The sequence below is a fragment of the Sphingopyxis sp. KK2 genome (assembly GCF_001990265.1).
GTDB lineage: Bacteria > Pseudomonadota > Alphaproteobacteria > Sphingomonadales > Sphingomonadaceae > Sphingopyxis.
The window spans coordinates 1-19740 of the sequence record NZ_LYVN01000072.1 but is presented as its reverse complement, the minus strand read 5'-3'; the positions used below and the strand labels follow the sequence as shown (position 1 = coordinate 19740).

General features: G+C 66.7%; 25 protein-coding genes. 19 read left to right on the top strand and 6 right to left on the bottom strand.

Annotation, left to right across the window (positions count from 1 at the left end; genetic code table 11):
* The 3 genes from B1A78_RS13015 to B1A78_RS13005 all read right to left on the bottom strand — a co-directional run.
* Nucleotides 1-574, bottom strand: a 574-nt coding sequence (locus B1A78_RS13015; protein ID WP_144037811.1) for an aminoacetone oxidase family FAD-binding enzyme, incomplete at its 3' end; no start/stop codon positions are given.
* Nucleotides 575-580: 6 nt separating this feature from the next.
* On the bottom strand, nt 581-760 hold the full coding sequence (locus tag B1A78_RS13010) for a hypothetical protein (protein WP_077147385.1): 180 nt from the start codon (nt 758-760) through the stop codon (nt 581-583).
* Complete coding sequence (locus B1A78_RS13005) at nt 757-1233, bottom strand: GreA/GreB family elongation factor (RefSeq protein ID WP_077147389.1); 477 nt, start codon at nt 1231-1233, stop codon at nt 757-759. Before B1A78_RS13005 ends, B1A78_RS13010 begins: the two co-directional genes overlap by 4 nt.
* Nucleotides 1234-1411: 178 nt before the next feature.
* On the opposite strand from B1A78_RS13005, the gene B1A78_RS13000 reads away from it, so the two are divergent.
* From B1A78_RS13000 to B1A78_RS12965, 8 genes are read left to right on the top strand one after another with little or no spacing between them, the layout of a single operon-like run.
* Nucleotides 1412-1708 (top strand): DUF2282 domain-containing protein, encoded by a 297-nt coding sequence (locus tag B1A78_RS13000; RefSeq protein WP_077147384.1) that lies wholly within the window; start codon nt 1412-1414, stop codon nt 1706-1708.
* A 5-nt stretch (nt 1709-1713) separates the two neighbouring features.
* Nucleotides 1714-2580 (top strand): DUF692 family multinuclear iron-containing protein, encoded by an 867-nt coding sequence (locus tag B1A78_RS12995; protein ID WP_077147383.1) that lies wholly within the window; start codon nt 1714-1716, stop codon nt 2578-2580.
* Nucleotides 2573-3280 carry a putative DNA-binding domain-containing protein gene (locus B1A78_RS12990; protein ID WP_077147388.1) on the top strand — a complete coding sequence of 236 codons (708 nt, stop codon included), beginning with the start codon at nt 2573-2575 and terminating at the stop codon, nt 3278-3280. Before B1A78_RS12995 ends, B1A78_RS12990 begins: the two co-directional genes overlap by 8 nt.
* Before the next feature lie 2 nt (nt 3281-3282).
* Nucleotides 3283-3741 carry a DoxX family protein gene (locus B1A78_RS12985; RefSeq protein ID WP_077147382.1) on the top strand — a complete coding sequence of 153 codons (459 nt, stop codon included), beginning with the start codon at nt 3283-3285 and terminating at the stop codon, nt 3739-3741.
* Nucleotides 3738-4259, top strand: a complete 522-nt coding sequence (locus tag B1A78_RS12980) for a sigma-70 family RNA polymerase sigma factor (RefSeq protein WP_083734141.1) — start codon at nt 3738-3740, stop codon at nt 4257-4259. Before B1A78_RS12985 ends, B1A78_RS12980 begins: the two co-directional genes overlap by 4 nt.
* A 1-nt stretch (nt 4260) precedes the next feature.
* On the top strand, nt 4261-4911 hold the full coding sequence (locus B1A78_RS12975; RefSeq protein WP_077147380.1) for an NrsF family protein: 651 nt from the start codon (nt 4261-4263) through the stop codon (nt 4909-4911).
* 50 nt (nt 4912-4961) lie between these two features.
* A complete protein-coding gene (locus B1A78_RS12970) occupies nt 4962-5711 on the top strand; it encodes a head GIN domain-containing protein (protein WP_083734140.1) in 750 nt (249 codons plus the stop codon).
* Between the two features lie 53 nt (nt 5712-5764).
* Nucleotides 5765-6475, top strand: a complete 711-nt coding sequence (locus tag B1A78_RS12965; RefSeq protein ID WP_077147378.1) for a head GIN domain-containing protein — start codon at nt 5765-5767, stop codon at nt 6473-6475.
* Nucleotides 6476-6488: 13 nt separating this feature from the next.
* Here the strand turns inward: B1A78_RS12965 and B1A78_RS12960 are convergent, their stop codons facing one another.
* Nucleotides 6489-7304, bottom strand: coding sequence for an SDR family oxidoreductase (locus B1A78_RS12960; protein WP_077147377.1), 816 nt, complete (start codon nt 7302-7304; stop codon nt 6489-6491).
* Between the two features lie 135 nt (nt 7305-7439).
* On the opposite strand from B1A78_RS12960, the gene B1A78_RS12955 reads away from it, so the two are divergent.
* From B1A78_RS12955 to B1A78_RS12935, 5 genes are all read left to right on the top strand, one after another.
* On the top strand, nt 7440-7823 hold the full coding sequence (locus tag B1A78_RS12955; protein ID WP_144037809.1) for a hypothetical protein: 384 nt from the start codon (nt 7440-7442) through the stop codon (nt 7821-7823).
* An 11-nt stretch (nt 7824-7834) separates the two neighbouring features.
* A complete protein-coding gene (locus B1A78_RS12950) occupies nt 7835-8914 on the top strand; it encodes an energy transducer TonB (RefSeq protein ID WP_083734138.1) in 1080 nt (359 codons plus the stop codon).
* Between the two features lie 107 nt (nt 8915-9021).
* Nucleotides 9022-9267: a hypothetical protein gene (locus B1A78_RS12945; protein ID WP_256838196.1), complete on the top strand. Its 246-nt coding sequence runs from the start codon at nt 9022-9024 to the stop codon at nt 9265-9267.
* 117 nt (nt 9268-9384) lie between these two features.
* Entirely contained in the window at nt 9385-12120 is a 2736-nt protein-coding gene (gene secA, locus B1A78_RS12940) for a preprotein translocase subunit SecA (protein ID WP_077147374.1), read from the top strand.
* A 13-nt stretch (nt 12121-12133) separates the two neighbouring features.
* A complete protein-coding gene (locus tag B1A78_RS12935) occupies nt 12134-12478 on the top strand; it encodes a winged helix-turn-helix domain-containing protein (protein WP_077147373.1) in 345 nt (114 codons plus the stop codon).
* A gap of 237 nt (nt 12479-12715) precedes the next feature.
* Here the strand turns inward: B1A78_RS12935 and B1A78_RS22680 are convergent, their stop codons facing one another.
* Nucleotides 12716-13144: a hypothetical protein gene (locus B1A78_RS22680; RefSeq protein WP_077147372.1), complete on the bottom strand. Its 429-nt coding sequence runs from the start codon at nt 13142-13144 to the stop codon at nt 12716-12718.
* A 78-nt stretch (nt 13145-13222) separates the two neighbouring features.
* On the opposite strand from B1A78_RS22680, the gene B1A78_RS12925 reads away from it, so the two are divergent.
* From B1A78_RS12925 to B1A78_RS12900, 6 genes are all read left to right on the top strand, one after another.
* Nucleotides 13223-13966, top strand: a complete 744-nt coding sequence (locus tag B1A78_RS12925) for a sulfite exporter TauE/SafE family protein (protein ID WP_256838189.1) — start codon at nt 13223-13225, stop codon at nt 13964-13966.
* A 175-nt stretch (nt 13967-14141) separates the two neighbouring features.
* Complete coding sequence (locus tag B1A78_RS12920; protein ID WP_077147371.1) at nt 14142-15539, top strand: circularly permuted type 2 ATP-grasp protein; 1398 nt, start codon at nt 14142-14144, stop codon at nt 15537-15539.
* Nucleotides 15539-16480 (top strand): alpha-E domain-containing protein, encoded by a 942-nt coding sequence (locus B1A78_RS12915; RefSeq protein ID WP_077147370.1) that lies wholly within the window; start codon nt 15539-15541, stop codon nt 16478-16480. The genes B1A78_RS12920 and B1A78_RS12915 overlap by 1 nt, the downstream gene beginning before the upstream one ends.
* A gap of 2 nt (nt 16481-16482) precedes the next feature.
* Nucleotides 16483-17286 (top strand): transglutaminase family protein, encoded by an 804-nt coding sequence (locus tag B1A78_RS12910; protein ID WP_077147369.1) that lies wholly within the window; start codon nt 16483-16485, stop codon nt 17284-17286.
* A 37-nt stretch (nt 17287-17323) separates the two neighbouring features.
* A complete protein-coding gene (locus B1A78_RS12905) occupies nt 17324-18055 on the top strand; it encodes a peptidase (protein WP_077147368.1) in 732 nt (243 codons plus the stop codon).
* 85 nt (nt 18056-18140) lie between these two features.
* Complete coding sequence (locus tag B1A78_RS12900; RefSeq protein WP_144037808.1) at nt 18141-18665, top strand: hypothetical protein; 525 nt, start codon at nt 18141-18143, stop codon at nt 18663-18665.
* 18 nt (nt 18666-18683) lie between these two features.
* On the opposite strand, the gene B1A78_RS12895 is transcribed toward B1A78_RS12900, so the two are convergent.
* Nucleotides 18684-19610: a class II glutamine amidotransferase gene (locus B1A78_RS12895; RefSeq protein ID WP_077147366.1), complete on the bottom strand. Its 927-nt coding sequence runs from the start codon at nt 19608-19610 to the stop codon at nt 18684-18686.
* Nucleotides 19611-19740 lie beyond the last annotated feature (130 nt).

Genomic DNA, 19740 nt, shown 5'->3' with positions numbered 1-19740 from the left:
CGGGACGGGGTTCGACGACCTTGAGTCCGAACTGGCGCGCGAGGTCGTAGGCAAAGCCGGTGGCGCCCATCTTCGGGATCGAGGGGCCGCCGGTCGCGATAACGAGCGATGCGGCGGCGAAATCCTGGTCGCCGAAGCGGACGGTGAAGCGCCCGTCGGCGTGCGACACGGCGCCGACCGGCTGGCCGACGCGCACGTCGACGCCGCCCTTTTCGCATTCGGCGAGGAGCATCGCGCCGATCGCTTTCGCCGAGCCGTCACAGAAGAGCTGGCCCAGCGTCTTTTCATGGAAGGCGATGCCATAGGACCGAACCAGCGCGATGAAATCGGCGGGGGTGTAGCGCGCGAGCGCCGATTTGGCGAAATGCGGGTTCGCCGAGATATAGGCCTCGGGGCGCGTGTGGATGTTGGTGAAGTTGCACCGCCCGCCACCCGAAATGAGGATTTTCTTGCCCACCTGGTCGGCATGGTCGAGCAGCAGCACGCGCCGCCCGCGCTGCCCCGCGACCGCGGCGCACATCAGCCCGGCCGCGCCGGCCCCCAGCACGACGGCATCATATTCGGCGGCGGACATGGCGGATCAGTGCAGCTTGGCGATCGACAGGCCGTCGGCCTTGGCGCGGGTCTTCACCGATTCCTCGCTGCGCGTCAGCGCCTTGGCGATGGCTTTGAGCGCCATGCCCTTCTTGGCGAGCGTGTGCAGCTTGTCGATCTCGGCCGCGGTCCACGGCTGTTTGTGGCGCTCGAACTTGTCCTTCATGCCTGCGTCTCCGGGTCGGTGGCGGCGGCGAGGATGGTGATCGCATCCTCGCGGTCCTGATATTCGAGCGTTTCGCCGGTTTCGGCACCCATCATCGCCCGCGCGAGCGGGGCGGAAAAGGCGATCGTCCCCTGCGCGGGATCGGCCTCGTCATGGCCGACGATCGTCAGCGTGCGGGTCGCGCCGTTCAGCGTGAAGGTCACCTTGCTGCCGATGCCGACGACATCGGCCTCGGGGGCCGGCTGCACCTCGGCGGTCGACTGGCGCGTGTGGACATAGCGCTGGCGCTTGAGCAGCTTCTTGCGCGCCTCCTCGTCGGCGGCGTTTGCGATGGCATCGGCGATCCGGGCGGCCTCTTCGCCGAGCAGCCGGAGCCCACGCGGGGTGACCAGGTTCGGACCGATCGGGATCGGCCATTCGAACGCGGGTTCCATATGCTCGTCGTCGCTCTCGCGGCGAAACGCTACGCTCATCGTCATGCTTTCGGTTGAAGGGGAGCAAGGCCTTTGGCGCAGGAAGGTGGCGACAAGAAGGCGCGTCGCGTCGTTCGCGCTGGCGCATGATGCGCCAGCGGCGTAACCTTGCGCCAAAGCGGTACGAACAGGAGCATGATGCCATCCCCGCATCGAGGTTCCAATCGGGAGTTGTTCCATGTCGAATATGATCAAAATGTCGCTCGCCGCCTCCGCCGTGCTCGCGATGGCGGCCGGCGCCACGCTGTCGGGCCCCGCCGCCGCGGCCGAGGGCGCGAAGGAAAAATGCTATGGCGTCGCGCTGAAGGGCAAGAATGATTGCGCCGCCGGGCCGGGAACGAGCTGCGCCGGCACCTCGACCGTCGATTACCAGGGCAATGCCTGGAAAAATGTGCCCAAGGGCAGCTGCGTCAAGATGGGCGGCACGCTGACGGCGCACAGTGGCAATGCCAAGCCGGTTCCGAAGAAGGGCTGACGGGGTTGGCGCCTCGCCCGTTCGGCGACCTGCCGCAGCGTGCCGGCTTCGGGCTGAAGCCCGATCATTATGCCGATGTGCTCGCGGCGGTCGAGGCGGGCGCGGGGCCCGCCTGGGCGGAAATCCACCCGCAGAATTATTTCGGTGACGGCGGCCCGCCGCATCGCTGGCTGAGCGCGATCGCCGCGCATCTGCCGCTGAGTTTCCACTCGGTCGGGCTGTCGCTCGGCTCGGCGGCCGGGGTCGATGAGGGCGAGCTCATAGCGCTCGCGCGGCTGTGCGAGCGCTATGCGCCGGCGATGGTGTCGGACCATCTGAGCTGGAGCAACGGCCCCGACGACAAATTCCCAGACCTTTTGCCCGTCCCCTACAGCCATAAGGCGCTCGACCATTTCGTCGTGCAGGTCGACCGGGTGCAGGAACGGCTCGGGCGGGCGATGCTGGTCGAGAATCCGTCGCGTTACCTCGCTTTTGCGAACGACGACTGGTCCGAGGTCGATTTCCTCCACGAACTGTGCCGCCGCAGCGGCTGCGGGCTGATCCTCGACATCAACAATGTCGAGGTTTCGGCGTTCAACCTCGGGCTCGATCCCGACCCGTGGCTCGCCGCCTTCGATCCGGCGCTGGTCGGCGAGGTCCACGTCGCGGGCCATGCGCGCAAGGACGATGGACTGGGCGGCACGATCGCGATCGACGATCATGGATCGGCGGTGCGCGAGAGTTGCTGGGACCGGCTGGCGACCTTCCTGCGCCGCGCCGGGCCGAAACCGGTGCTCGTCGAATGGGACAGCGATATCCCAGAATATGCGACGCTCGCCGCCGAAGTCGCGCACGCCGACGCCTTGCTTGACCAAGTTCGCGTCGATGCTTGAGCGCGACCAGACGGCGATCGCGCGCGCACTGGTCGATGGTCCCGCTTATATCCCGCCGGTGCTGTTCGCAGGGCACGCCGCGCAGGTCGAACGCGGGCTGCGCGTCCATGCCAACACCATTTCGCACGCGCGGCTCGTCGCGCTCGAGGAAACATTCCCGCGCACCCGCGCCTATCTGGGCGAGGGCGCGTTCGATCGCCTGTCGCGCGCCTATGTCGACGGCGGCGGCGCGCAGGGCAAGCCGGTCGCCGCAATCGGCCGCGGCTTCGACGCCTGGCTGGCGGGCGAAGCGGACCCGCTCGCCGCCGACCTCGCGCGCGTGGAATGGGTGTGGCTCGCCTGCTATCATGCCGCCGAGGCGCCCGCGCTGCGCCTCGCCGACCTGCGCTTGCTCGACGAGCCGGGGCTGCTCGCGCTGCCGGTGCGGCGCCACCCCGCCGCCGCGACGGTCACGCTGACGAGCGACGCCGCGCCGCTGCTCGACCCCGCGCTCCCCGCCGGGACCGGCGTGCTGCTGATCACGCGCCCCGACGCCGAGGTTCGCCTCTTCGCGGCGATCGACGCCGACCGCGTTGCGATCGAGGCGGCAGAAAATATCACCCCCCTCGGTAACCTGATCGAACGCCTCGCCGAACTGCAGCAGGGCGACGAGGCGGCCATCGTGCCGCTGATCGCCGCCGGAGCGTTCGAGAGGGTCTGACGATGACGAAGATGCTGGCATTTTACGACCGCGCGGTGGGCCTCGCCAGCGCGCGGCTTCCCGAAGGCGTGGCGCTGTTGCTGCTGCGTGTCGCGCTCGCCGGCGTCTTCTGGCGCTCGGGGCAGACCAAGGTCGCCGAAGGAAGCTGGTTCCGGATCAATCCCGATACCTATGACCTGTTCCGCAGCGAATTTTCGGGACTGCCGCTCGACCCCGTCGTCGCGGTGCCGCTGACGGTCTTTGCCGAACATGTGTTTCCGATGCTGTTGCTGCTCGGGCTCGCGACGCGCTTTTCGGCGGGGGCGTTGCTGGTGATGACGCTGGTGATCCAGCTCTTTGTCTTTCCCGACGCCTGGTGGCCCGTCCACAGTCTGTGGGCGGCGATGGCGGCGTTGCTGATCGTGCGCGGCGGCGGATTGCTGTCGCTCGACGCGCTGGCGCTGAAACTGCGCCGCCGGTGAGTATCGACGAACCCGCACTGGCGCGGATGATGGCGGCGGCGCAGCGCGGCGACCGCGCCGCCTATCGCGCGCTGCTCGGCGATTGCCGGCGCTGGCTGGCGCGCTATTTCGCGCGCCGCATCGCGCCGCACCAGATCGACGACCTGGTGCAGGAGACCCTGGTGTCGATGCACCGCAAGCTCGCGACCTGGGACAGCGACCGGCCGTTCCTGCCCTGGCTCGCGGCGATCGCGCGCTATCGCTGGATCGACGCGCTGCGCCGCCAGCGCGATGCCGCCGAATTGCAGGACGACGACGCATCGGTCGACGCCGAGGACGAGGCGGTCCATGCGCGGCTCAGCCTCGACCGCATGCTGACGCACCTGCCCGCCGGGCAGGCGCAGGCGATCACCCTGGTCAAGATCGAGGGCGCGTCGATCGCCGAAGCGTCGGAGATCTGCGGGCAGAGCGAGTCGCTGGTCAAAGTGAATATCCATCGCGGGCTGAAGAAGCTCGCGCAGTTGATCGAAAGTGAATGATATGAAGGACGCATCGATCGACGATCTGATCGACGGGCTCGCGAGTGAATTGCAGCCGGTGACGCCGCGGCGCCTGTCGCGCGGGTCGCTGGCGGTCGCGGCGGGCTGGATCGCCGGTGCGGCGGCGCTGCTGTGGTTGTCGGGCATGCGCCACGACCTCGCCGGCGGCGGCATGATGCCCGCGCTGCCGCTGCTCGCCTTCTGGACGATCGTCGCGCTGGGCATCGCGGCGGCGTGGAGCGCGCTGCGCATGGGATTGCCCGGGGTCGGACGCGATTACAGCGGCTGGCATTGGGCAGGGCTTGCCGCGCTGGCGATCCCGGTCACCGCCCTCGTCATCGCCATGGGCGACCATCATGCCGCGATCGAGGCGGCGCGGCCCGAGAATGGCATGGGCTGCATGATCGAGGGCGCGCTGTCTGGGCTGGGCGTCGCGGTGGCGCTCTTCGCATGGCTGAAGCGCGCGGCGCCGACCTCGCCCGCGCGCGCGGGCTGGGCGATCGGCATCGCGGCGGGCGCGGCGGGGGCGACGATCGTCGCGCTGCATTGCGCGTCGAACGACATGATGCACATCGCGCTGTGGCACGGGCTGGCGGTCGTGTTGTCGGGGATCGCCGGCCGCCTTTTGCTCGCGCCGCTGCTGCGCTGGTAGACAGGCTATTCTTCGTGTGTTATCCAGTTAACACACGAAGGAGATTTGCGATGCGTAACTGGACGATGGCGGCGCTGCCGCTGGCCCTGGCCCTGACGGTCACCGCCTGCAGCGGGACGGTGACGACCGACGGCGGCGACAAGGTCGAGCGGCGCGACGCCGGCCCGCCGACGACGCAGAGTTTCGATCTCAAGGGCTTCACCGGGGTCGAAGTGACCGGACCCGACGATGTCACCATCCGCCAGGGCGATGCCTTTTCGATCACGGCGAAGGGCCCGAAGGGCGAGGTCGAAGAGCTTGAGATCAAGCTCGACGGATCGACGCTGTCGATCGGGCGCAAGCGCGAGGGATTCAGCTTCCGCGGCGACCATGACGGCGTCGAAATCGCGATCACCATGCCCAGGCTCGATGCGGTGCGGCTCACCGGATCGGGCTCGGTCGACGCCGACAGCGTCGACGGCGACGCGGTCAAAGCGGCGCTGACCGGATCGGGCGACCTCAAGATCGCGAAGCTGACCGGCAAGAGCGCCGAACTGACCGTGTCGGGATCGGGCGACATTGAGATCAAGGGCGGTTCGATCGCCGCGGGCGAAATCGGCATCACCGGGTCGGGCGACGTCGACGCAGGCGGGCTCGCCGCGCAGACGCTCGACATCTCGGTCACCGGATCGGGCAATGTCGGGGCGCAGGCGACCGGCAAGGCCGATATCCGCATCCTGGGGTCGGGCGACGTCGACCTGACCGGCGGCGGCACCTGTTCGACCAAGACGATGGGATCGGGCACCGCGACCTGTAAATAGGTGCGCCCGCAGAGCCTATGGCGCCGCCCGGCCGGACGGTTTAGGACGGCGCCATGGCTTTGCTGACCCGATGCGCCGCGCTGGCGGCTTGCACCCTGTTCCTCGCCGCCCCCGTATCGGCGGCCGAGAAGCGTTTCGGCCTTTCGAGCTTCGAGGCGATCGAGGTCACCGCCGACGTCGTGGTCGAGGTGGTGGCGCGCGCGCCGGTGAGCGCGGTAGCGACGGGATCGCCCGCCGCGCTCGACCGGCTGACGGTCGAGACGCGCGACGGCAAGCTGGTGATCGGGCAGAAAATCTATGCCGGCGACGAAAACCGGCGCCAGCCGCTCGAGCCGGTGACGCTGCGCATCAATGCCGCGAACCTGCGATCGGCGACGCTCGTCGGCGCGGGGTCGCTGCAGGTCGACCAGCTCAAGGGCACCAAGGTGATGATCGGGCTGCGCGGGCCGGGGCGGGTCACCGTCGGCACGGTGACGAGCGACCGGCTGACCGTCACGATAATCGGCAATGGCACGATGACGCTCGGCGGCACCGCCAAGGCCGCGCAGATGACGCTGTCGGGCGCGGGGGTGGTCGATGCGGGCAAGCTCAAGGTCGACGCGCTGGTCAGCGACAGCGAGGGCAGCGGCGACCATGTCTTCACTGCGGTCAAGAGCGCGGCGATCACCGCGCGCGGGGTCGGCAAGACCGTCGTGCTTGGAAAACCCGTCTGTACCGTGCGCAACGTGGGCGGTGGCACGGTGCAATGCGGGGCGGCGAAATAGGCGGCGGTTCGGGCTAGTGCCCCGCGCTGCCCAGCCCGTCGATCTTCTTCGACTGTCTGGCGACCAGACCCGGGAACCAGCGCGCGAGGCGCGCGAGTCTTTTGGCCATCTTGCCGACGGTGACATGGACCTTGTCGCCATGCACTGCGTCCCACGCCGCTTCGCCGACGCGTTCGACGGGGACGATCTCGAACCCGCTCGACGACAGGCGGTCGCGCGCGGGTTCGTTGCTGTCGGCGCTGACCTGGTCGAGCAGCGGGGTGTCGATGAAGCCGGGCATCAGCGAGCGGACCTTGATGCCATATTTGGCGAACTCGATCTCGAGCGCCTCGGTCAGCCCGCGCACCGCGAATTTGGTCGCCGAATAGATGGCGAGCCCCGCGACGCCATAGAAGCCCGACGCCGAACCGGTGTTGAGGATCGTCGACCCCGGGGTGGCGCGGAGCAGCGGCAGCGCGGCATAGATGCCGTTGACGACGCCGCCGAAGTTGATCGCGATCAGCCGGTCGGCCTCGGCGGGGGGCATGTCGACGAACTGGCCGCCGGTGCCGATGCCGGCATTGTTGAACAGCACGTCGAGCCGCCCGCCGCTCGCCTGCGCGAAATCGGCGAGCGCCGCCGCCCATTGGTCGCGATCGCGCACGTCCATGACATGGCGCGACGAGGCGCCGGCGGGGAGCAGGGCCGCGGTTTCGTCGATCCCGGCGCTGTTGACGTCGGCGATGCCGACGAACCAGCCCTGGCCCGCGAAATGGCGCGCCGTCGCGCGGCCGATGCCCGACCCGCCGCCGGTGATGAAAATCGCCTTGCGCACTCCGCCCTCCGCCATCGACCCTCTCCTTACATTCTTGTCAGTGACAGATGATGCGATGGCGCGATAAAGGTCAAGCGCGATCGTCGGCGGGCGGCGTTTGACAGCGCGGCGCCGGTCGATAGGGTGCGGCGATATTTGGGGAGGGACATGATGCGGGGGAAGATTTTGGGGTCGATCATGCTGGCGCTGGCGGCGCTGGCCGCCTTTGCTCAGGTGCCTGCGGCGGCGCAGAATGCGACCGCGGCGCAGATCGCGGCGGGGCTGCAGGAAATGGTGGGGAAGGCCGATGCCGACGGCTTCGTGATCCAGTCGGTGACCGCCGAGGGCAATATGGTGGTGCTGCTTTTCAAGGGCCCCGACGGCTGGCGCGACGGCATCGACGCGCAGCAGGTGTCCGACGCGCTGATCAGGGGCTTTTGCACCGAGGCGCCGCAATTCTTCGACGTCGGGATGTCGATGCGCGTCGATTCGATCGACCGCGAGGCGAAGCTGACCGGCCCGGTGGTCACCGCCTGCCCGAAACCGGCCGAGTGACGGAGACAGGCATGCGACGCGATCGGTTGTTTCGCGCGCTGGTGCCGCTGTGGGCGGCCGGCTGCCTCGCGGCGGTCGACGTCGCGGCACAGCTTCCGGCGCCGCCGCTGCCGCCGGTGCGCGACCCGAACGACAAGTCGCGGCCGCTGACCCCGGCGGGCAATCCCGGGCTATGGGCGACGAACGACGATTACCCGGCTGCCGCGATGCGCGAGGAGCGCGAGGGGACGAGCGGGTTTCGCCTGACCATCGACGCCAATGGCCTGCCCATAGCGTGCGACATCGTCTCGAGCAGCGGCCATGCCGATCTCGACAGCACGACCTGCGCGCTGTTGCTCGAGCGCGCGCGCTTCCGTCCGGGGCTCGATGCGGCGGGCAAGCGGGTCGGCGGCACCTATACCAACCGCATCCGGTGGCAGATCCCCGACGGGACCGATGCGAAACCCGCGTTCATGCCCACCGACTTCGCACAGATGCTGCCGCGCATCGCGGTCCCCGATGTCAGCATGTTCGGGCTCGATCCGGCGGATCATTATCCGGCCGCGGCGCGACTGGCGCGGCGCGAGGGCGTCGTCGACATGCTCCTCGACGTTGCGGTCGATGGCAAGGTGACCGGATGCGCGGTACAGGACAGCAGCGGCCACGCCGACCTCGACAGCGCCGCCTGCGCGCTGATGCGCGAAAAGGGCAAATTCAAGCCGGCGCTCGACGGCGCAGGGCAGGCTTCGGCCGGGCGCTATGCGGCGAGCTTCACCTGGTCGCTGCCCGAAGCCGAGCCGACGGTCGACGAAAATGCGCTGACCGAGGCGCTCGGCGACCTGCCGCGCCGCACGCGGACCTTCCCGATGGGCAAGCCCGGATCGGCGACGCTGTCGATCCTGATCAACGCCGACGGCAGCATCGGCGATTGCCGCTTCGACGGGGAGGGGGCGATGGACCTTGGGTCGATGGCACCATGCGATATGTTCGGCGGTAAGAATGTCTATGCGCCGCTGCTCGACGACAAGGGAAATCCCGTCGCGCGGCGGGTGACGCTGCGCACCGACCTGACGATCGAGGATGCACCGGCGGCCGCGACACCGGCGAAGTGAGCGCTGGACGCGACGAACCTTTCACCCTATGTTCAGCATCCAGCGTGCTATAAACCGCGCGTTGGACGGAAAAGGGGCATTTTTCTTTGCGTTTGTTGCTGACCCTGTTGGCTTTGCTTACCGGACTCGCCGGCGCGGATCGCGCCATGGCGGCGCCCGCGACGCCGGCCGCAATGGGGTCGATGCTGCTGCTCGCCGAAACCGGCCAGCAGAGCGAGACGACCGACAATGATCGCCGCCCCGTCACGACGACCCCGCCCCGGCGGACTGTCACCTCGGGCCGCAAGCCGCGTAAGACCGCGGCGCCGCACCTGCCCGGCCTGCTCATCGGCAGCGACCGCGCGCTCGAATAGCTTTCGATAAGCCGGGCGCCTCGGCGCCCGTGACCTGTTTTGCCGCCGCGCACGACGTGCGGCGTGCAGGACCGCATCCGCGGTCGCCTCTTTCATCATATTCCAAGGAAATCCGCCATGTTTGCTGGCATTGCCAAGAGCCTGTTCGGCTCGTCCAACGACCGTTATGTGGGCTCGATCCGCAAGATCGTCGACAAGGTCAACGCGTTCGAACCGACGATGCAGTCGTATGACGACGCGACGCTGCAGGCGCAGACGCAGAAATTCCGCGACCGGCTCGAGGCCGGCGAAACGCTCGACGACATCCTGCCCGAAGCCTTTGCGACGGTGCGCGAGGCGGCGGTCCGCACGCTCGGCATGCGCCATTTCGACGTCCAGCTGATCGGCGGCGTCGTGCTCCACCGCGGCGAGATCGCCGAAATGGCGACCGGCGAAGGCAAGACGCTGATGGCGACCTTGCCCTGCTACCTGAACGCGCTCGAGGGCAAGGGCGTGCATGTCGTGACGGTCAACGACTATCTCGCCCGCCGCGACGCCGAATGGATGAGCGCGGTGTACGGCTTCCTTGGCCTGACCACCGGGATCATCGTCCCGAACCTCAACGAGATGCAGCGCCGCGATGCCTATAACAGCGACATCACCTATGCGACGAACAACGAGCTCGGCTTCGACTATCTGCGCGACAATATGAAGTTCGACCGCCAGCAGATGGTCCACCGGACCTTCAACTTCGGCATCGTCGACGAGGTCGATTCGATCCTGATCGACGAAGCGCGCACGCCGCTGATCATCTCGGGCCCGACCGACGACAAGTCGGAGATGTACGTCCGCGTCAACGAGGTGGTGCTCCAGCTCGTCGAGGAGGATTATGAGAAGGACGAAAAGTCGAAGTCGATCAGCCTGACCGAGGACGGCACCGAGCATGTCGAGCGGCTGCTCGAAGCCGCCGGCCTGCTGCAGGGCGACAATCTCTACGACATCGAGAACACGCAGGTCGTGCATCACGTCAACCAGGCGCTGAAGGCGATCCTGATGTTCAAGCTCGACACCGATTATATCGTCAAGGACGGCAAGGTCGTCATCATCGACGAATTCACCGGCCGCATGATGGACGGGCGCCGCTGGTCCGACGGCCTGCACCAGGCGGTCGAGGCCAAGGAGGGCGTCCAGATCGAGCCCGAGAACCAGACGCTCGCGTCGATCACCTTCCAGAATTATTTCCGCATGTACCCGAAACTGTCGGGCATGACCGGCACCGCCGCGACCGAGGCGGCCGAATTTTTCGACATCTACAAGATGAACTGCGTCACCATCCCGACCAACCGCCCGATCGCGCGCAAGGATGACGAGGACGAATTCTACAAGAATATCACCGACAAGTTCGGCGCCATCGCCAAGACGATCCGCGAGGCGCAGGAGCGCGGCCAGCCGGTGCTCGTCGGCACGGTGTCGATCGAAAAGTCGGAACTGCTGTCGTCCTTCCTGGAGAAGGAGAATGTCGCGCACAGCGTGCTCAACGCGCGCTTCCACGAGAGCGAGGCGCATATCGTCGCGCAGGCGGGCCGCACCGGCGCGGTGACCATCGCGACCAACATGGCGGGCCGCGGCACCGACATCAAACTCGGCGGCAACGAGGAGTTCCGCATCGACGACGAGCTCAAGGACCTGCCCGAAGGCGCCGAGCGCGACGCCGCGATCGAGCGGATCAAGGCCGAAGTCGCGAGCGAGCGCGAGGCGGTGAAGGCCGCAGGCGGGCTGTTCGTGCTCGCCACCGAGCGCCACGAAAGCCGCCGTATCGACAACCAGCTGCGCGGCCGTTCGGGGCGCCAGGGCGACCCCGGCCTGTCGAAATTCTACCTGTGCCTCGACGATGACCTGCTGCGCATCTTCGGCCCCGACACGCTCTTTTCCAAGATGATGAACAAGAATCTGGAGGACGGCGAGGCGATCGGGTCGAAGTGGCTGTCGAAGGCGATCGAGACCGCGCAGAAGAAGGTCGAAGCGCGCAACTACGACATCCGCAAGCAGGTCGTCGAATATGACAACGTCATGAACGACCAGCGCAAGGTGATCTATGAGCAGCGCGGCGACATCATCGACAGCGAGACCGTCGACGATGTGATGTATGCGATGCGTGCCGAGACGGTGAACGCGATCGTCGCCGACGCGTGCCCGCCGGGCAGCTATCCCGAGCAGTGGAATGTCGAGGGCATGAAGGAGCGCGCGCTGAACGTGCTCGACCTCGACCTGCCGATCGACGCGTGGATGCAGGAAGACGCGGTCGATCCCGAAGTCTTCGAGGAACGCATCCAGGAACGCGCCGATGCCACCGCAGCCGAAAAGGCGGCGCTGGTCGATGGCGATACGTGGAAGAGCATCGAGAAATCGGTGCTGCTCCAGACGCTCGACCATCATTGGAAGGAGCATCTCTCGACGCTCGACGCGCTGCGCCAGGTCGTCTTCCTGCGCGCCTATGCACAGAAGCAGCCGATCAACGAATATAAGCAGGAAGCCTTTGCGCTGTTCGAACGCATGTTGTCGAACATCCGCGAGGATGTGACGCGCACGATCGCGCGCATCGACCTGCGCTTCGAAGAGCCCGAGCCGATGCCGCTGCCCGACCTGCCCGACTTCCTGACGACGCACATCGATCCCTTCACCGGCGAGGACAACAGCGCCGACATCGACGGCGGTTCGCTCGGCGTGATCGCGAACACGCTGCCGCCGATGCAGGCGCCGCGTCCCGACCTGCCCGAGGGTGAAAATCCCTATGCGTCGCTCGAGCTCAGCCGCAATGCGCCGTGCCCGTGCGGATCGGGCCGCAAATACAAGCATTGCCACGGCGCGCTGTGATGGCTGGCCTGTGATGGTGGGCGCCGGCCGGATCGAGCTTCGGCTGCGCATCCGGCGCGGCGACGCGATCGCGATGGGGCCGGGCAAGGCCGATTTGCTGGGTGCGATCGACGCGCATGGGTCGATTTCGGCCGCGGCGCGCGCGATCGGCATGAGCTATCGCCGCGCCTGGCTGCTCGTCGAGGAAATGAACGGCTGTTTCGCGGCGCCGCTGGTCGAAACGCGGCCGGGGGCGGGCGCGCAGCTCAGCGACGATGCGCGGGCGGTGCTGGCGGCCTATCGCAAGGCGGAGGCGGCGGCCGTTGAAGCGGCCGGGCGCGAACTGGCCGGGGTCGGTAGGTTGCTGAAGCCGGAGTAGGGGTTCGGGGCGTTCGATATATTGCCCTCTCTCCCCTTGAGGGAGAGATACGCAGGCTTGGCAGCTTGCTGCCTGGCCGCAGTTGAGAGGGGGTTTTGCGTCCGCCGAGGTCGCATCCCCTCTCCAAGCTTCGCTAGCTCCTGACGGAGCAAGCTGCGCTATCCTCTCCCTCAAGGGGAGAGGAGGATATCTCCGCCCACCCCAAAAGCCGTCACCAGCGTCGGCACGCCACGTCGGCTACGGCGCCCGCACCACCAGCACGCGCACGCTCGCGGCTTCGCCCTTCGTCAGCGCCAGCTCATAGGTACCGGGCTTGAGGTCGAACCACACAATCTTGCGGATGCCCGAACAGGCGGGGCCGTGGCCATGTTCGACCGAGGTCTGCGCGGTGCCGTTCGTGACGAGGTCGATCCACACCTTGCTGCCCGCCGCGACGCCGTAGCGCCCGGCGGTGTCGATCGTCAGCACCCGCGACGCCGCGCCGTCGGCAAGCGGCAGCGTGACCGGGGTGCCGATCGCGAGCGTGGCGGCGTCGCCGTCGGCGCCGGTCCAGGCGGCATAGGGCGTCGCGGCGAGATCGGCCGGCGCGGTGCAGGCGTCGGGTTCGGCGGCCGCGACGGGCGAGGCGGCGGTGAGCATCAGGGCGGCGGCGGCGAGGCGGAGCATGGACCGGGCTTCCTTCGAACTGGCAAAGCGATATTCCTCTGTATATGGCTGGACCGATCCAGCAAGGGGAATGACGCGATGGGAAGCATGGCCGGTCTGGCAATCGCATTCGGTTTCACCGCGCTGCTCTATGCCGCGGTCGGTTTCGGCGGCGGGTCGACCTATACCGCGCTGCTGCTCCTCGGCGGGATCGCGGTCGGGCTGGTCCCGGCGATCAGCCTCGCGTGCAACGTCATTGTCGTCACCGGCGGCACGATCCGCTTCGCGCGATCGGGGGTGATGCCCTGGGCCAAGGCGCTTCCCCTGATAGTCGTGGCCGCGCCGCTCGCCTTTCTCGGCGGGCTGACCCCGGTGAAGCAGGGCGTGCTCGTCATCCTGCTCGGGCTTTCGCTGCTCGCCTCGGCGATCGCGCTGCTCGTCCAGCCGCAGAGCGCGAAGCCGGTTAAGCTCTCGCCGAAGCTGCTGCTGCCGATCGCGGCGGGGCTCGGCTATCTGGCCGGCGTGGTCGGCATCGGCGGCGGCATCTTCCTTGCGCCGATTCTGCATTTGGTGCGCTGGGCCGAGGCGCGGCAGGTCGCGGCGACCGCGAGCTTGTTCATCCTCGTCAACAGCCTGTTCGGGCTGACCGGCCAGCTCATCAAGGGCAAGGGCGGCGAGATGATCCATGCGGTGGCCGACCATTGGCCTTTGCTCGTCGCGGTGCTGATCGGCGGCGCGATCGGGACGCAGATCGCGGTCAAGACCGGACCCGCGGTGTTGATCCGGCGGCTGACCGCGCTGCTCGTCGGGTTTGTGGCGGTGCGGTTGCTCTTTGGTTTCTGACGCCTTTTACCCATCTTGCCTTCCCGCGCCGGAGTGCTAGCATCCTTGCTCACAAGCCTGTCAGCCACGCAGCGGGCAGGCGCGCAGCAGCTGGAACAACTGGGCGCCGCACCCGTTGCGGTGAGCGAAGGCATGTTGCGTGGAAAGGACCGGCTCCATTCAATTCTTTGACGAAATGCAGGGGCAGGGGGGCGACACCCGCGCGCCCTATCAAGAATTTTGCGAATGGTTCAACGCCGAGGAACCTGCGCGCATCCACCGCAAGGCGCAGCAGGCCGAGGCTTTTTTCCGCACCACCGGCATCACCTTCAACGTCTATGGGCAGGAGGATGCCGACGAGCGGCTGATCCCCTTCGACGTCGTGCCGCGGATCATTTCGGCGAGCGAGTGGCGGCGGCTGTCGCGCGGCATCGAGCAGCGCGTGCGCGCGCTCAACGCCTTCCTCTACGACATCTATCACCGGCAGGAGATTTTGCGCGCCGGGCGCGTGCCGGTCGAGCTGATCTCGCGCAACGAAGCCTTTCTGCCGATGATGATGGGCATGGACCCGCCGGGCGGCGTCTATACGCATATCAGCGGCACCGACATCGTCCGCACCGGGCCGAACGAATTCTATGTGCTCGAAGATAATGCCCGCACCCCGTCGGGCGTGTCGTACATGCTCGAAAATCGCGAGACGATGCTCCAGATGTTTCCCGAGCTGTTCGCGAAGGTACCGGTGCGCGAGGTCAGCGATTATCCGATCAACCTGCTGCGCTCGCTCGCCGCCTGCGCGCCGCCGATGTGCGGCGGCACGCCGACGGTCGCGGTGCTGACCCCGGGCATCCACAACAGCGCCTATTTCGAGCACAGCTTCCTCGCCGACCAGATGGGCGCCGAACTGGTCGAGGGGCATGACCTGCGCGTCGTCGGCGGCCGCGTCGCGATGCGCACGACGCAGGGCTACAAGCCGATCGACGTGCTCTATCGCCGCGTCGACGATGATTTCCTCGATCCGCTCAACTTCCGGCCCGACTCGGTTCTGGGGGTGCCGGGGATCTGGGACGTCTATCGCGCCGGCGGCATCACGATCGCCAATGCGCCGGGCACCGGGATCGCCGACGATAAGGCTTTGTATTCGTACATGCCCGACATCATCGAATTCTACACCGGCGAGCGCGCGTTGCTGCCCAATGTGCCGACCTGGCGCTGCAGCGAGCCCGAGCATCTGCGCGAGGTGCTCGACAAATTGCCCGAGCTGGTGGTCAAGGAAGTCCATGGCTCGGGCGGTTACGGCATGCTCGTCGGCCCCGCCGCGAGCAAGAAGGAGATCGCCGCGTTCCGGGCGAAGCTCGAAGCGAACCCGCGCAACTATATCGCGCAGCCGACGCTGTCGCTGTCGACGGTGCCGATCTTCACCAAGGCCGGTCTGGCGCCGCGCCACGTCGATTTGCGGCCTTTCGTCCTGATGTCGCCCGCGGGCGTCACGATCACCCCCGGCGGGCTGACCCGCGTCGCGATGACCAAGGGGTCGCTGGTGGTGAATTCGAGCCAGGGCGGCGGGACCAAGGACACCTGGGTGCTGGAAGACTGATGCTGGGAAAAACCGCAGGCAGCCTCTTCTGGATGGCGCGCTACCTCGAACGCAGCGAGAATAATGCCCGGCTGATCGACGCGGGCTTCCGCATCGCGCTGACCCGGTCGAGCACTGCCCGGTCCGAGTGGAAATCGATCCTCGTCACCGCGGGGTCGAACCAGGCCTATGCCGCGACGGGGCAGGACTATAGCTCGGCAAAGGTCGTCGACTTCATGCTGCGTGACACGCGCAACCCGTCGAGCATATTGTCGGTGGTCAAGCAGGCGCGCGACAATGCGCGAACCGCGCGCACCTATTTGACGCGCGAGGTGTGGGAGGCGGTCAACACGAGCTGGATGACGATCAGCGCGCTGCTCAAGCGGCAGGTGCGCGACGACGACCTGCCCGACGTGCTGTCGGTGATCCGCCAGCAGAGCGCGCTGGTACGCGGGGCGTGGACGGGGACGATGCTGCGCAACGACGGCTATAATTTCGCGCGCATCGGCACCTTCCTCGAGCGCGCCGACAACACCGCGCGCATCCTCGACGTCAAATATTACCTCCTGCTGCCGTCGGTCGCGCATATCGGCACCTCGATCGACAATGTGCAGTGGGAGACGATCCTGCGATCGGTGTCGGCGCACCGCGCCTATCACTGGCTTTATGGCGCCGAGATCAGCGCACTCAAGATCGCCGAATTCCTGATCCTCTATAAACAGATGCCGCGCAGCCTGGCCTTTTGCAGCCAGAAGATGGTCGACAATATCGGCTGGCTGCAGCGCGGCTATGGCGAGGAGACCGAGGCCGGCCGGATGGCCGAGGCGCTGCACCAGAAGAAGCTCGCGGGACCGATCCAGGCGATCTTCGACGGCGGGCTGCACGAATATATCACCGACTTCCTCCGCGCCAATGCCGCGCTCGCGCAGCAGATCGAGCGCGACTATCGCTTTGTAGAGTGACCATGAAGCTCCGCGTCGAACACACCACCCGCTATGACTATGACGCCCCCGTCGGCTATGCGCTGCAACAGCTCAAGCTGACGCCCAAGGAACGGCCGGGGCAGCAGTTGATCCATCATTGGAATGTCGAGATCAGCGGCGGCACCAACCAGCTCCATTACACCGACCATCATGGCAATGGCGTCGACCTGGTTGCGGTCGATGCCGGGTCGCGCGAACTGGTCATCCATTGCACCGGCGAGGTCGAACTGATCAGCTGGGACGGGGTGATCGGCACGCATCGCGGCGCGATGCCTTTATGGACTTTCCTGCGCCCGACCCCGCTCACCCGCGCGGGGCGGCATGTGCGCGCGCTCGCGGCCGAAATGAAGCGCGACTTCGCCTCCGACATCGAACGCGCACATGCGCTGTCGGCGCTGATCCTCGAACGGCTGCCGTACAGCATCGGGGTCACCGGCGCCGAGACCACCGCCGAACAGGCGCTCGGCGGCAGCGGCGGCGTGTGCCAGGACCATGCGCATATCTTCATCTCGGCGATGCGCCACCTCGGCCATCCGGCGCGCTATGTGTCGGGCTATCTGAAGATGAACGACCGCACGCATCAGGATGCGACGCATGGCTGGGCGGAGGCGCATTTCGACGCGATCGGCTGGGTCGGTTTCGACGTGTCGAACGGCTATTCGCCCGACCAGCGCTATATCCGCGTCGCGACGGGGCTCGATTATCACGACGCGGCACCGGTTCGCGGCATGCGCTATGGTGCAGCGCAAGAAAATATGGTTGTCCAATTGCAGGTGCAGCAATAAGCGATAGTCGGGGCTGTACCGGGGGACCGAAAATAACATGACCTATTGCGTCGGCATGCGTTTGAACAAGGGACTGGTGTTCATGTCGGACACCCGCACCAATGCGGGCGTCGACGACATCGCGCAGGTCCGCAAGATGCGCAGCTGGCACGTCCCGGGCGAGCGCGTCATCACGCTGATGTCGGCGGGGAATCTCGCGACGACGCAGGCGGTGGTCAGCGTGCTCGACGAACGCACCAAGGCGCCGCAGGACCGCCATCCGTCGATCCTTTCGGCGCCGTCGATGTTCCAGATCGCGACGACGGTGGGCGAAACGCTGCGCCAGATCGTCACCCGGCACAACCCCGCCGGCCCCGCCGCCGAATCGCTGTTCCGCGCCTCGCTGATCGTCGGCGGCCAGATCAAGGGCTCCGAACCGCGGCTGTTCCTGATCTATCCCGAGGGCAATTTCATCGAGGCGGGCGAGGACAATCCCTTCTTCCAGATCGGCGAGACGAAGTACGGCCGCCCGATCATCGTGCGCTCGTACGATCCCGCGATGTCGTTCGAGGATGCGGTGAAACTGCTCTGCGTCTCGTTCGATTCGACGATCCGCGCCAACGCCGGGGTCGACCTGCCGATCGACCTCAAGATCCACGAACGCGACGATTTCGTCGGTGTCCGCGAACGCCGCTTCGAACGCGGCGATCCCTATTTCCAGAGCGTCGCCGACGGCTGGGCCGAGGCGCTGGGTATCGCGCTGGCGGAGTTGCCGGACTTTCATTTTTAGCGGATGGCCGTGCGCCGGGCATTGGGACAGATTGACCGTGCGAACGATGCATTGCCGACCTCGCCGACATCGACGATGATGCGGAATGGCTCACCGCATTCTTCACCTGTGCACACCGCTCACGATTTTGGCGCTCGGCAGCTGTTCTTACATTTATGATATGAAGGCCGTGATGATCGACGGGCGCGTGGCGTTCGTGGTCGCTTCGGGCTCCGACCGGCAGCCGGATTGTATCAGAAGTATTCAGGTCAGCGCCGACGATGGCGAACCCAAGGCCAAACCCGCCGAGGGCGATGATGCGGCACTGGTTGTGAATGGCGGCGTCTACTGGAGCGATTCGAGGGACGTTGGTTCATGCGACAACCCTTTCCCTGTCTTCTATGGCGCCGGGCTCAAGGGCAAACGATTGGAAAGTGTAGGCTATGTCGCGCCCAAGCCGCTCTTGGTCGATGCGGTATATCAAGTCGATGCGCAAAGCAGAGGCTCGGGCTACGGAACGTCCTGGTTCAAGATTCGTGCCGATGGCCAAATCGAGAATTACTCGAGCGATCCGACGCCGCCGTCGCGGGATTCAGCCGGCTACGTCATCGACGAAGACAAGGCGGATTAGCGCCTGCGATTGCGATAGCTACCGCGCCAGCGGCACCACCCGGAACTTCGGCCGGTCGCCGGTCATCTCGGCATGCACCATCGCATATTCGGGCACCGGCATCCATGTCGCGCTGTTCGACGACAAGGGCTCCGACGCGACGATGATCGCGCGCGGCTCCTCCTCGCCGCCGACCATCTGCCACTCGCCGTCGTGGAGGCCGTAATCGCGGCCGGTGGTGAACCACATCGACAGGAAATTCATGTTCGCTTCGTGCACCTGGTCGGGCGATCCGGTGCGGTAATGGCCGAAGTCGAAACAATGGCGCAGCCCGAGGATCTGGCGGCCGGTGGTCAGGAACAAATTGCAGCTCGACGAGATGGCGATGCCATGATGGCGCCGCGCGCGTTCGAGGATGTCGACCGTCGCCTGCACCGCCGCGATCAGCGCGTCGCCCTCGGGCTCGGCGCGCCAGTCGGGAAGCTGCGAGAGCAGCAGCGCATAGACCCATTCGCTGTCGGTCGATCCCGAAATCTGCGCGAGCAGATCGGGGTCGATATCGGCCATCAGCGTGCCCTTCATCTCGCCGATGCGATAGATGTCGCCGTTGTGGGCCATCGCGACCGCGGCGCCGGGGAAGTGGAAGGGGTGGGTGTTCTGCTCGCTGACCTTGACCGTCGTCGAATAAGCGACGCCGCGGACATGCGCGATCACGCATTCGGCGCGCGTCTTGACCGCGAGCGACTTCAGATTGCCGTCGAAGATCGGCAGCGAGGGCGAGCGGTAGCGGTGCGGTTCGTGCGGGACGTGCGATGCGGCGTCCCACGCCATCATGCCGAACCCCGCGAGGTTCAGCATGTGCAGCATCTTGGGCATATAGGCCTGGTTGACCAGGCTGGAGTCGGGTTTGAAGAGCAGGTCGTCGAGCGTGACGCGCTCGCCCAGATACATCATCGCCCGGCACATCGGCTGATCCCCTTTGGCCCCACGGCGGTGAGGGTACACGAGGGGAAGGGGTGTGGCGAGGGGTGAACTCCCTTCCCGAAAACGGGAGGGCCATCGCGACGTTGCTCGCTCGCTGCGCTCGCCCCACCCC

Excerpts from the sequence above, each read along its gene's own strand:
- B1A78_RS12965 (WP_077147378.1), top strand. The coding sequence starts at position 5,765 with ATGGCTTTGCTGACCCGATGCGCCGCGCTGGCGGCTTGCACCCTGTTC.
- B1A78_RS12990 (WP_077147388.1), top strand. The coding sequence starts at position 2,573 with ATGCTTGAGCGCGACCAGACGGCGATCGCGCGCGCACTGGTCGATGGT.
- B1A78_RS12925 (WP_256838189.1), top strand. The coding sequence starts at position 13,223 with ATGGGAAGCATGGCCGGTCTGGCAATCGCATTCGGTTTCACCGCGCTG.
- B1A78_RS22680 (WP_077147372.1), bottom strand. The coding sequence starts at position 13,144 with ATGCTCCGCCTCGCCGCCGCCGCCCTGATGCTCACCGCCGCCTCGCCC.
- B1A78_RS13005 (WP_077147389.1), bottom strand. The coding sequence starts at position 1,233 with ATGAGCGTAGCGTTTCGCCGCGAGAGCGACGACGAGCATATGGAACCC.
- B1A78_RS12950 (WP_083734138.1), top strand. The coding sequence starts at position 7,835 with ATGCGACGCGATCGGTTGTTTCGCGCGCTGGTGCCGCTGTGGGCGGCC.
- B1A78_RS12955 (WP_144037809.1), top strand. The coding sequence starts at position 7,440 with ATGCGGGGGAAGATTTTGGGGTCGATCATGCTGGCGCTGGCGGCGCTG.
- B1A78_RS12910 (WP_077147369.1), top strand. The coding sequence starts at position 16,483 with ATGAAGCTCCGCGTCGAACACACCACCCGCTATGACTATGACGCCCCC.
- B1A78_RS12970 (WP_083734140.1), top strand. The coding sequence starts at position 4,962 with ATGCGTAACTGGACGATGGCGGCGCTGCCGCTGGCCCTGGCCCTGACG.
- B1A78_RS12935 (WP_077147373.1), top strand. The coding sequence starts at position 12,134 with ATGGTGGGCGCCGGCCGGATCGAGCTTCGGCTGCGCATCCGGCGCGGC.
- B1A78_RS12905 (WP_077147368.1), top strand. The coding sequence starts at position 17,324 with ATGACCTATTGCGTCGGCATGCGTTTGAACAAGGGACTGGTGTTCATG.
- B1A78_RS12895 (WP_077147366.1), bottom strand. The coding sequence starts at position 19,610 with ATGTGCCGGGCGATGATGTATCTGGGCGAGCGCGTCACGCTCGACGAC.
- B1A78_RS12960 (WP_077147377.1), bottom strand. The coding sequence starts at position 7,304 with ATGGCGGAGGGCGGAGTGCGCAAGGCGATTTTCATCACCGGCGGCGGG.
- B1A78_RS12900 (WP_144037808.1), top strand. The coding sequence starts at position 18,141 with ATGGCTCACCGCATTCTTCACCTGTGCACACCGCTCACGATTTTGGCG.
- B1A78_RS12915 (WP_077147370.1), top strand. The coding sequence starts at position 15,539 with ATGCTGGGAAAAACCGCAGGCAGCCTCTTCTGGATGGCGCGCTACCTC.
- B1A78_RS13010 (WP_077147385.1), bottom strand. The coding sequence starts at position 760 with ATGAAGGACAAGTTCGAGCGCCACAAACAGCCGTGGACCGCGGCCGAG.
- B1A78_RS12920 (WP_077147371.1), top strand. The coding sequence starts at position 14,142 with ATGCAGGGGCAGGGGGGCGACACCCGCGCGCCCTATCAAGAATTTTGC.
- B1A78_RS12975 (WP_077147380.1), top strand. The coding sequence starts at position 4,261 with ATGAAGGACGCATCGATCGACGATCTGATCGACGGGCTCGCGAGTGAA.
- B1A78_RS13000 (WP_077147384.1), top strand. The coding sequence starts at position 1,412 with ATGTCGAATATGATCAAAATGTCGCTCGCCGCCTCCGCCGTGCTCGCG.
- secA (WP_077147374.1), top strand. The coding sequence starts at position 9,385 with ATGTTTGCTGGCATTGCCAAGAGCCTGTTCGGCTCGTCCAACGACCGT.
- B1A78_RS12985 (WP_077147382.1), top strand. The coding sequence starts at position 3,283 with ATGACGAAGATGCTGGCATTTTACGACCGCGCGGTGGGCCTCGCCAGC.